Origin of the sequence: Lacihabitans sp. CS3-21, from assembly GCF_024343675.1 — a bacterium.
Classification (GTDB): Bacteria; Bacteroidota; Bacteroidia; order Cytophagales; family Spirosomataceae; genus Leadbetterella.
Map to the genome: position 1 here is coordinate 57,308 of NZ_RJUD01000019.1, position 11,307 is coordinate 68,614.

Sequence of the window (11,307 nt, forward strand, 5' to 3'; positions counted from 1 at the left end):
AAACCTCCCTTAGGAGGTTTTTGCTGTATTAACTTGAGTATTCTAAGAATGATTACGCAGGCAAAAGTTCGTTTTTAGGCTTTTTGCCCTTTGGTACAGCATAAATGTTGGCTGTGAGCTCTTTTAAACCAATTAACCTCAGGCAATCTTTTATACCGAGTGAAGTTTGATTTTTGGTGTTTTCAAATATGTTGGTGATTTGTTCCATGATGCTATAGTTTGTCAAATTTAAATTCAAAATTAAGTAGTAAGCGAAAATTCGCAAAACAAATTTTAGTTTTTTATTCTAAGGTATTCGCTTGTTTTGAGACAATAAAATAAATCATTTTAAATAACATAAAATATGACAAAATTCAGTTTTCTAAAAAAAATCTCTTTGGCCATATTCTTATTGGCTTGCATGACCGACCTGCGGGCACAAGACGTAGAATCGCTAAAATCTAAAGTTTTGGAGGCTATGGGAGGTCAAAAAAACTACGATAAGACCCGATACATTCATTGGACTTTTTTTGGAAACCAGTCATTGACTTGGGACAAACACAAAAGCCGTGTAAGAATAGACTTTTTGAAAGAGAATTCCGTATATATTCTCAATATCAACCACAAGACGGGTAAAATTTGGAAAAAAGGGGTTGAGCAAACTCATCCTGATAGTCTGAACAAGTTCTTGGAAGAAGCCAAGAGAATCTGGATAAACCACTCTTATTGGCTGGTAATGCCTTGGAAACTCAGTGATCCGGGCGTAAGTTTGAAATATTTGGGTGATGCCAAAACAGCGGATGGAAATGAAGCCGAATATCTGGAAATGACCTTTAAAGAAGTTGGCGTAACTCCAAATAACAAATATTGGATTTATTTCGACAAGAAATCACACCTGATAACACAGTGGAGTCATTTTTCTAATTTTGCCGATGAAAAACCAAGATTTACAATGCCTTGGAAAGATTATAAAATGTATGGCAAACTATTGCTTTCTGGAGATAGAGGAGAAAGGAAGTTGACGGACATTGCTGTTTATCAAAAACTTGATGAAAGTGTTTTTACAGATTTTAAAAAACCAGAATTAATAAAGTGAGTAAAGAGTTAAAAACAGGCGTATTGTTGGTAAATTTAGGAACGCCTGATTCACCCAGTGTGCCGGATGTTAGAAAATATTTGAGAGAATTTCTTTGGGACGAGAGAGTGTTGGACATCCCTGCTGTGCCTCGTTGGTTGTTGGTTAATGCCATTATAGCTCCGTTTAGATCACCTAAATCGGCCAAAATTTATAGAGAATTGTGGACTGAAAACGGCTCTCCGCTTAAAATTTATGGCCTAGCTAATGAGCGTGATTTACAAACAAAATTGGGTGACCAATATATTGTAAAATTGGCTATGAGGTATCAGAATCCATCCATCCAGTCAAAGTTAGATGAGTTTCAAAAATCAGGGATTAAAGATTTGATTGTTATTCCTTTATTTCCTCATTATGCTTCTGCTTCTACTGGTTCGGTGTATCAAAAAGTAATGGAGATTGTATCAAAATGGCTGGTGATACCTGAAATAAAAATCGTGAATAATTTTTACGATTATCCAAAATTTATAGCTGGATTTGCCGCCAATGCCCGCAAACACATGGAGAAGTTTGATTATGAGCATTTTCTGTTTTCTTATCACGGCATACCTGAGCGACAAATAACCAAAGGCGACTGTCACAATGTTTGTAAGTTTGGTACTTGTTGTGACAATATCACTGAGAAAAACCAGCATTGCTACCGAGCTCAGTGTTTTGAAACCACCCGACTTTTGGTAAAAGAATTGGGACTGAAAGAAGGTACTTACACCACTAGTTTTCAGTCGAGGCTGGGCAAAACACCTTGGATTAAGCCATATAGCGATGACGTTATCAAAGAATTTGGCAAAAAAGGTATAAAGAGTGTATTGGCTTTTTCTCCTGCTTTTGTATCTGATTGTTTGGAGACTACCATAGAAGTGGGCGACGAATACAAAGAGCTTTTTGAGGAACACGGTGGCGAAAAATGGGATTTGGTAGAAAGTCTTAACGATTCAGAAAACTGGGTTAATTTGCTAGAAGAATTGGTTTTGGAAAACAGCCACCAAAAATAAATTTACAGAAAGTTTTGCGAAAGGTATCTTTTTTGCGTTTCCAAAATAAAGAAATAGAAGTTTTGAAGAGATTATTGATTTTTGTCCTCATAAGTGTAAGTTTAAATTCTTGTTTTCTGTTCGGTAGTGGTGGCGATAAACCAAAACCTACTCCTGTAGATTCTACAACCTCTTTTAATGTCACTCCTCAGGTCTTTGACACACCTTTAGACAAAACAAATGAGGCTTCTGGAATTGCACCCTCAAGGTTATATTTTGGAAGCTTGTTTATAATTGAAGACAGTGAGGCATCGGCAGGATATCATGTGTTTTCAAAAGATGGATCTTATCAGAAATTTATAAATATTAATGGACAAAATCGAGACTGGGAAGACATGGCCACAGGGGCTGGTCCAGAAGTTGGGAAAAGTTATATATATGCAGCAGATATTGGGGATAATAATGGAGGTGTCAATAAGCAATACACCATTTATAGGTTTGAAGAGCCCAATTCAAGTGTGAACTTCGTAGAGAAAGTGGATGCCATTCAGTATTTTTATCCCAATAACGCCTCCAATAACGCAGAGACATTGTTATTAGACCCAAAAACAAAGGATTTGTATATTATTACAAAAGATGAGTTGAATGTAAAGGTTTTTAGACTCAAATACCCACAACCAGTAAATCAACCTTTTGAGGCAGAATTTTTAGGAACGATACCGTATTGGGGAATAGTAGGTGGAGACATTTCAGCAGATGGTAACGAAATATTATTGAAAACTTACATTGCAGTTTTTTATTGGAAACTAAAAACCAACGAGACCATTTTTCAAGCACTTTCACGTAACAGAGACGTTGGAGCACCCTATTTACAAGAAAATCAAGGTGAATCAATTTGTTGGGACTATCAGGCAAAAGGCTATTATACCATTAGCGAGCGAGGTGGATTACCAGTGGCTCCCAAACTTTATTATTATTCAAAAAAATAAAAAAAAGCCGTTTGGAGAAATTCTCTAAACGGCTTTAATAATATAGCTTCTTTCAAAATCAGCCAAACATTCTTGACTTACCGCTTGGACTCATTTTGTTGAATTTCTTCATCATTTTTTTCATTTGGTCAAACTGCTTCAAAAGGTTGTTTACTTCTTGAATGGTCCTTCCTGCACCACCTGCAATGCGTTTTCTGCGGCTTCCGTCTATAAGATCTGGCAGCTCACGCTCTTTAGGAGTCATACTTTTTATGATAGACTCTATAGGCTTAAACGAATCATTGCTGATGTCGAGGTCCTTTACTGCCGAACCCATACCTGGTATCATACCCATCACGTCTTTGATGTTACCCATTTTTTTGATTTGCTCCAACTGAGAAAGAAAATCGTTGAGATCAAAACTGTTCTCACGCATCTTCTTGTTCATCTTTTTAGCTTCGTCTTCGTCAAAAGCCTGCTGGGCCCTTTCTACCAACGATATCACGTCACCCATGCCCAAGATTCTGCTGGCCATACGATCAGGGTGGAAAATGTCAAGGTCTTCCATTTTCTCTCCCGTACTCATAAACTTAATAGGCTTCTCAACCACCGTTCTGATTGATAAGGCCGCTCCACCGCGTGAGTCACCGTCCAACTTGGTAAGTACAACGCCATCAAAATCAAGGCGTTCGTTGAAAGTCTTGGCCGTATTTACCGCATCCTGACCCGTCATGGAGTCCACCACAAATAGAATCTCAGATGGAGAAATGGTCTTTTTGATATTTTCAACCTCGGTCATCATGACCTCGTCAACCGCCAAACGACCAGCTGTATCGACAATTACGATGCTTTTCCCTTTGACTTTAGCCGCTGCTACCGCATTTTTGGCTATCGAAACTGCATCTTTATTGTCGGGTTCTGCATATACTTCTACGCCAATCTGCTCACCCAAAACTTGCAACTGTGTGATGGCCGCCGGACGGTACACGTCGCAGGCTACTAACATCACTTGTTTGCCTTGTTTTTTCAGATAAGCCGCAAATTTTCCTGAAAAAGTAGTTTTACCCGAACCTTGAAGTCCAGCTATCAAAACTACGGCTGGTGAGCCTTTCAGGTTTACAGTTTGAGCCATGCCGCCCATGAGGTCTTGCAATTGCTCTTGAACAATTTTTACAAAAAGTTGCCCTGGCTCCACCGCTATCATTACTTTACGATCAAGAGCTTCTTGTTTTACCCTGTCCGTAACGTCTTTAGCTACTTTGTAGTTTACGTCAGCATCCATCAAGGCCCGTCGGATTTCCTTTACAGTACTGGCTATATTTACATCGGTAATACGCCCTTTGCCTTTGAGGGTTTTAAATGCACCGTTGAGTTTATCCTGAAGATTCTGAAACATACCTGTTTATTTAGAAATTGAGGTGCAAATTTAAGAAAAAAAATGCTCAAAATATTAAATAAATAAAAAACCCAAGCTAGGTTAACTTGGGTTTTTCTTCAAAGGTTTTTTAGATTCGGCTACAACGCTAAACTATTACTGAGCAGTAGCAGTTCTTGTTACGTTTGTAGCTATCTGGAAGTTTTTCACTAATTTCTCTTTTCCTGTTACTACTTCGAAAAAATACTCACCATCTGGCAAAGCAGAAAGGTCATATAGCTTGCTGTAAGCGTCTGTTTTTGAAACAAATTCGCTGTGGAATACTTCACCACTTGCGTTTTTGATAGCTATATATGTTTTTTTGTCGAGATTGTCTAAGGTCAATTGGAACTTAAGGCCTTTGAAAGCCTTTACCTGAAGGTCAGTAGCTTCAGCATTGATCTCAACGATTTTGATACCGTTGAAATTGTCGTTGGCGAAAGTGTTGTTAGCAGCTGATACTCCCATCAAAACTGCAACTGTTAAAATAAGCTTTTTCATAATTTTCTTTGTTTGTTTTCTAATTTGATAAAAATTTAAATCTTGTTTTTGTACTTGAATAAATCTACCGTTCTAGAAAACCTTTGATGTTGCAAATGTACAGAACAAATTGAATACGTGTCAATTACCTAAAAGACCAAAATTGAAAGTTCTTCACAGGATGCCATGAAAATATTGGAATAATACCATGCTTATCAGAATAGTGCAAGCATTGGGTAGAATTTTACAATGCTTATTAATATAGGCTTAATTTGGCCTCTTGGAGGATTTTAAGAAAAAGATAGGATGCTTCGTACACAGCAGTAAATTAATTATTTGAATAGTTATAAATCATTTTTTAGTAGAAATTTTTTTAAGCATTTTTCTGAAACTACATTTGTGTTTTAGGTGGATTTTATTGTAAGAATCTTTTTTGTAACCGGAAATATATCTTTTAGAAATGCTTCAATTAATATTAAACTCTGAAAATTTTGGAGATAAATGTGCAATTTTAGATAAAGGTGAAGCATTTTCTTATGCTGATTTACAATCAAAATCAGTACAAATAGCAAACATACTTCTGAATGGCGAAGCCGACCTACACCAAAAACGAGTGGCCTTCATGGTTTCACCGGGCTTTGAATATGTAGCTTTTCAGTGGGGCATTTGGCGTGCGGGTGGTGTGGCCGTGCCGCTTTGTATTACGTATCCTTTGCCTTCTTTAAAGTATGTATTAGAAGATACAGCTGCTGAAATCGTGATTGCAGGTCCTGAATATGAAGAAATTCTGAAGCCTTTGCTCCATGCAAAAACATTCATTTTTTATAAGTCTTCAGATTTTTCAAATGAAATAGAAATTGATAGCCGGACTAGTGTTTTGCCTGACATCACCACTGATAGAAATGCGATGATACTCTATACCAGCGGCACTACCAGTCTGCCAAAAGGTGTAGTTACGACTCATGACAATTTGGAAGCTCAAATAAGCACTTTGGTAGATGCTTGGCAATGGACTTCTTCAGATCATACCATTTGTGTTTTGCCTTTGCACCATGTCCATGGCATTGTTAATGTCATTTCTTGTGCCTTGTGGTCAGGTGCTACAGTGGAGTTTTTAGATGGATTTAGTCCAGAAAAAGTATTTGAGGCTTTTGCAAAAGGTCAAATCAATGTATTTATGGCCGTGCCGACCATTTATTTTAAATTGATAACCTATTGGGATAATCTGGCTGAAATGGAAAAGCAAGCCATTACTGAAAATCTTAATAAATTCAGGTTGATGGTGTCGGGTTCGGCCGCTTTGCCTGTTTCAGTTATGGAAAAATGGCAGCAAATATCGGGTCATACTTTGTTAGAACGCTACGGCATGACCGAAATCGGCATGGGTATCAGCAATCCTTATGACGCAGAGCGAAAAGCAGGCTATATCGGAAAACCTCTCCCGGGTGTTTCTGTGAGATTAATAGATGAAAACGGAGTGATTGAAAAAGAGGAAGTTCCAGGCGAAATACAAATAAAAGGAGCCAATGTTTTTAAAGAATATTGGGGAAAAGCGGAAGCTACCGAAAAGGCATTTACTGTAGACGGTTGGTTTAAAACAGGTGATGTGGCCGTGGTAGAAAATGGCTATTATCGTATTTTGGGCCGTGATTCGGTAGATATTATCAAGTCGGGTGGATACAAAATATCTGCACTGGAGATAGAAGAAGTTTTGCGAAAACACCCACAGCTGAACGACTGTGCTGTGGTGGGTATTCCTGACGATGAATGGGGCGAGTTGGTGGTTGCAGGTATTGTTGTTCGGAATAAAGCTTTAGATTTGAAGCAACTCAATGAATGGATGCGTGGCATGATGCCTGCTTACAAAACTCCCCGTAAATATCTGATAGTGGAGGAGTTGCCTCGAAACGCCATGGGTAAAGTGACCAAAAATGATGTTAAAGAACTCTTTAAAAATATTTGATGATGATCATTTACGGCGTGGCCATTCTGGCCTTTTCTTATCTTACGGGTCAGCTTTGTGGCGAGTATCTCGGCGAATTTTTAGGCGTAAAGGCCAATGTTGGCGGAGTGGGCTTTGCGATGATTATACTGCTGCTTTGCAAAGAATGGTTACAGAAAAAAGGTTGGCTCGATGTTGAATTTGAAAAGGGGGTAGATTTTTGGAACAAAATGTACATTCCAGTCATCATCGCCATGAGTGCTTCTCAAAATGTGAAAGTGGCCGTCTCTAGTGGTTTTTTGGCTGTCTTGGTTGGGGTGGTGCCTGTGGTTGCCGGTTTTTTTACTTTGCCATATTTGATCAAACTTAGCCAAAAATAATTTATGGAGATTTTTGAGAATTTTATTGATAAAAACGGCCTCATAGTAGGATTTTTGGTCATTGGTGTACTTGCTTTTCTTTCTGAAGTATTCTCTAAGAAAGTCCTAAAAGGCTATTTGCCGGGTTCGGCCATAGCCATATTGGCGGGATTGATTTTGGCGTATTTTGGAGGAATCATGACCAATGGCGAAAAAGGCCTTTCTGATTTACCCTTTCTGAAGGGCGTTGGCACTTTTGGGGGTTCTATGTTCAGAGATTTTACCATTGTGGCCACCGCTATGGGTGCTAGCTACCTCACCATGAAAAAAGCCGGATGGCTGGGTTTGGTTTCTTTGCTTTTTGGGATAGTTTTTTTCTTTGTTTTTGGGGTGGCCTTGGCTTGGATTTGGGGCATTCGGGATGCCGCAAGTCTTTGTACCATAGGGGCGGGCTCCTGCACGTACATTGTTGGGCCGGTTACGGGAGCGGCCTTGGGAGCAAGCTCCGACGTCATCGCTTTGAGTATTGCCATTGGTGTTTTAAAAGCCATTTTGGTGACTATTCTTACGCCACTTTTGGCCAAAAGAGTAGGCTTAAATAACCCCGCTGCGGCCATGGCTTTTGGCGGATTGATGGGTACCAACTCCGGCGTTTCGGCGGGTTTGGCGGCCACAGACCCTGCTCTGGTGCCATATGGAGCAGTTACGGCCACCTTTTATACAGGTTTGGGTTGTTTGCTTTGTCCTTCTTTGTTTTATTTGGTGTTGGGTTGGGTTTTATAATCATTAACCATCCTAGAATTTTCTTTTTTTAAATTTCGCATTAGCAACACGCCTAAATTCCATACTTTATGTGCCGTGCTGGCACATATTCTTTTCATAAAGCGTCGCTCATTTTGAAAAATACTTCAAATATTACAATAAGTCAACAGCCACTTATAAGAAAATGTATATACTTAAGTTGTTGAAAAACAATAGTTTGTATAGTAAATATGTTCTTATAAGAATTTTGATAGATCTTCCTTTTAAGCTACTGCTTACCGCAGGATAAAACATTCCTTTTTATTGTCCACAGTTTTTGAATACACACGCAAATTTTTATTTATTTGTGAAAAAAAAACTTAATGACACTGAGAATTTTACTTGGTCTACTTTTAATTTCGAATATTTCTTTTGGACAAAATTACCCCTTCCAAATTTCTAATAGCAACGACAGTTTATCCATCCAAAGGGAAATAGCCGCTTTGGCCAAAAACATTCTGAAAGACTTGCCAAATCCTACTTCTGAAAAAGAATTGAATAGGGCTTTTAGGTTACATATTGCTGCCAGAGAATATGATAAAGCCGAAAAAACCCTTCTTGGATTTATAGAATTTATAGCAAAGGAAGAAAATACACCCAGCAATGGGATTGGCTTTCAATTTAATACCTTTTTGAAAACCCTCAATGAAGAATCAGATAAGGCTTTTGCTGAACACTACTTGGAGGTTTTCAAAAAAGAATATGCAAAACTAAAAGACGTTGAAAAAATTGAAGCCGAGAGTTATTTTTCCACCGATATTGCTCCCATCAGAAAAGGGTTTTTTGACCTATTGAAAAATGGTAATCTTTCTCAAGAAGAAGGCATAATGCTTTGTCGCAGTTATGCCGCTTATGTGGTTTATAGTCAGGTGTTAAAACCCGTGGCTTCTTTTTTGGCCGAAGTAGAAAATCAAAAATATGATATCCAAGACAGCCTTTTGATTAAAACTAGAGATGGAGCCTTGCTCCACGCCACCATTGCTCGCAAAAAAGATGTACTCGAAAAATTGCCCACTGTGCTGATGTTTAACATCTATAGCGGCCCTGGAGACAAAGCTGATGCCAAGCTTGCCGCAGAAAAAGGATATGTGGGTATAGTGGTAAATACCAGAGGGAAATCGCTAAGTCCACAGGATATTGAGCCCTTTGAGCATGATGCCAAGGATGCCTATGATGCCATTGATTGGATTAGCAAACAGCCATGGAGTGATGGCAAAGTGGGTATGTATGGAGGAAGTTATTTGGGCTTTTCACAGTGGGCTGCAGCCAAAACCTTGCATCCAGCCCTAAAAACCTTTGTACCGCAAGTATCTGTAGGAGTGGGAGTTGACTATCCGATGGCCAACAATATTTTTATGACTTATATGCTGAGATGGATACATTTTGTTGGTAACAACAAGGGCGTTGACATGACCGAAATGAACAATGAAGCCTATTGGCATGCTCTGGCAAAAAAATGGTACATAAGCGGGAAAAGCTTCAGATCTTTGGATTCCTTAGATGGCAGACCTAACACCATTTTTCAGCGGTGGGTGGATCATCCAAAGTTCGACAGCTTTTGGAAAAATATGACACCAAATGATCAGGAATTTTCAAGGATAAATATTCCTGTATTGACCATATCTGGCTATTATGACGACGACCAACGTGGTGCCATGTACTATTATAATAAACACCTCAAGCTCAATAAATCAGCCAACCATTATTTATTGCTAGGTCCATACGATCATTTTGGGGCACAAGCTTCGCCCTCCGCAAAATTGGGCGGTTATGCGATAGATTCAGTAGCCAAATTGAACATCACCAACCTGGTTTTTGAGTGGTTTGATTTTGTTTTCAAAAATAAACCACGACCAGAAATCCTGAAAGACAAAGTGAATATTGAGGTGATGGGTAAAAATGCGTGGAGGCATTTGCCTCAGCTGTCGAAAATGAACAACGATACCCTCACAATTTACCTCTCCAATACAAGAAAACAGGACCACTATAAGCTAGATATGAAAACTGGGGGAGCCAGCGAATACATCAAACATGAAATAGATTTTGCAGACAGAAGTGACTCCTCCAAACTAAAGCTCCTTGGCGAAGCCTTAGTAATCGACAGCGTTTTTAGAAATGAAAATGCTCTTAGGTTTGTTTCTGAGCCATTTTCTAAGGCCTTTGATGTCAACGGAGAATTTCTGGGTAAGCTCAAAGCCTGTATCAACAAAAAAGACATGGACATCAGGGTCGATCTGTACGAAATACTGCCTGACGGTCGACTGCATTGGCTAAGTTACTCCCTTCAAAGGGCCAGTTTTATTGAAAACAGAGAGAAAAGGCAGCTTTTAATCCCAAATAAAAAAGAAACATTGAGCATTAAGGATTCATTTTTTACTTCCAAGACCATCGGTGCGGGAAGTAGGCTGGCGGTTGTTTTATCTATCAACAAAAACCTCGATTGGGAAATCAACTATGGAACTGGTAAAGAGGTTAGCACCGAAACCATAAAAGACGCTAAGGTGCCACTCCAAATCAAGTGGTACGCAGACAGTTTTATAAAAATTCCAGTATTTAAATATTGAGTCAAAAGCACCCATTACATCATTAACCCATTAGCAAATTAACTAATTATCACCTTAACAAATTACCCTCCAATTTCTCCTTGACGGACAGACTCTGGGTAGGTTACTGTAATGTGATTTGCTGAGAAAGCTGCTTTTAGTCGGGACCTGATGTCATAGGTCACATCCCAATAATCGTCAGGCTTAACGTAGGGTTTTACACTGATTTTTACAAAAAAGTTATCGAAAGTTTCGATGCCAATTTGTGGTACGGGTTCATTTAGTACCAAAGGAGTTTTTTCGAGCACTTGCTCTATGATGCCTTTGATCTTTGGGAAACTTTCCTCATAAGGCATGTGTATGTCTATTTCTAGCCGGATGAATCCTTTTTTGGAGTAGTTGGTTACGATTTGGGAGGTCACTTGGGCATTGGGAATAATCAGGGTTTTGTGGCCAGGAGTGACGAGGATAGTATTGAATATCTGAATCTCCTCCACTTTGCCAAACTTGCCGTTAATGTCTATCCAGTCGCCCACTTTGTAGGGTTTAAAAATGAGGATCAATATACCCGAGGCGAAGTTGCCCAAGCCACCTTGAAGAGCCAACCCCACCGCAAAACCGGCGGCAGCCAACATACCCACCAGTGCTGAAGTATCAAAACCCGCAATGCCAGCGGCCATTAACAATATGGCTATCTTGAGAGCGATGCCAAATA

The 11,307-nt window shown here is 39.2% G+C and carries 11 protein-coding genes; 7 read left to right on the forward strand and 4 right to left on the reverse strand.

From position 1 onward, the window contains the following. Window positions 1–52 precede the first annotated feature (52 nt). Window positions 53–208: a hypothetical protein gene (locus tag EGI24_RS12150; RefSeq protein WP_255048687.1), complete on the reverse strand. Its 156-nt coding sequence runs from the start codon at window positions 206–208 to the stop codon at window positions 53–55. Between the two features lie 135 nt (window positions 209–343). Between EGI24_RS12150 and EGI24_RS12155 the strand changes: the two genes are divergently transcribed. The 3 genes from EGI24_RS12155 (at window position 344) to EGI24_RS12165 (ending at window position 3,074) form a co-directional block, all read left to right on the forward strand. Next, window positions 344–1,075, forward strand: a complete 732-nt coding sequence (locus tag EGI24_RS12155) for a hypothetical protein (protein ID WP_255048688.1) — start codon at window positions 344–346, stop codon at window positions 1,073–1,075. Continuing rightward, on the forward strand, window positions 1,072–2,106 hold the full coding sequence (gene hemH / locus EGI24_RS12160) for a ferrochelatase (RefSeq protein WP_255048689.1): 1,035 nt from the start codon (window positions 1,072–1,074) through the stop codon (window positions 2,104–2,106). Before EGI24_RS12155 ends, hemH begins: the two co-directional genes overlap by 4 nt. 62 nt (window positions 2,107–2,168) lie before the next feature. Further along, entirely contained in the window at window positions 2,169–3,074 is a 906-nt protein-coding gene (locus EGI24_RS12165) for a PE-PGRS family protein (protein ID WP_255048690.1), read from the forward strand. Window positions 3,075–3,132: 58 nt separating this feature from the next. Here EGI24_RS12165 and ffh read toward each other — a convergent pair whose 3' ends face one another. Both ffh and EGI24_RS12175 read right to left on the reverse strand, forming a co-directional pair. After that, a complete protein-coding gene (ffh, locus tag EGI24_RS12170; protein ID WP_255048691.1) occupies window positions 3,133–4,449 on the reverse strand; it encodes a signal recognition particle protein in 1,317 nt (438 codons plus the stop codon). 135 nt (window positions 4,450–4,584) lie between these two features. Next, window positions 4,585–4,968 (reverse strand): hypothetical protein, encoded by a 384-nt coding sequence (locus tag EGI24_RS12175; protein ID WP_255048692.1) that lies wholly within the window; start codon window positions 4,966–4,968, stop codon window positions 4,585–4,587. A gap of 439 nt (window positions 4,969–5,407) precedes the next feature. Here EGI24_RS12175 and EGI24_RS12180 point away from each other — a divergent pair, with 439 nt between their 5' ends. From EGI24_RS12180 to EGI24_RS12195, 4 genes are all read left to right on the forward strand, one after another. Then, on the forward strand, window positions 5,408–6,910 hold the full coding sequence (locus EGI24_RS12180; RefSeq protein WP_255048693.1) for an acyl-CoA synthetase: 1,503 nt from the start codon (window positions 5,408–5,410) through the stop codon (window positions 6,908–6,910). Further along, a complete protein-coding gene (madL, locus tag EGI24_RS12185) occupies window positions 6,910–7,269 on the forward strand; it encodes a malonate transporter subunit MadL (protein ID WP_310586083.1) in 360 nt (119 codons plus the stop codon). The genes EGI24_RS12180 and madL overlap by 1 nt, the downstream gene beginning before the upstream one ends. A 3-nt stretch (window positions 7,270–7,272) precedes the next feature. Next, complete coding sequence (madM, locus tag EGI24_RS12190) at window positions 7,273–8,031, forward strand: malonate transporter subunit MadM (RefSeq protein ID WP_255048694.1); 759 nt, start codon at window positions 7,273–7,275, stop codon at window positions 8,029–8,031. A 341-nt stretch (window positions 8,032–8,372) separates the two neighbouring features. After that, complete coding sequence (locus EGI24_RS12195; RefSeq protein WP_255048695.1) at window positions 8,373–10,613, forward strand: CocE/NonD family hydrolase; 2,241 nt, start codon at window positions 8,373–8,375, stop codon at window positions 10,611–10,613. Between the two features lie 62 nt (window positions 10,614–10,675). Here EGI24_RS12195 and EGI24_RS12200 read toward each other — a convergent pair. Beyond that, the coding region (locus EGI24_RS12200; protein WP_255048696.1) for a mechanosensitive ion channel family protein at window positions 10,676–11,307 on the reverse strand (632 nt) is incomplete at its 5' end.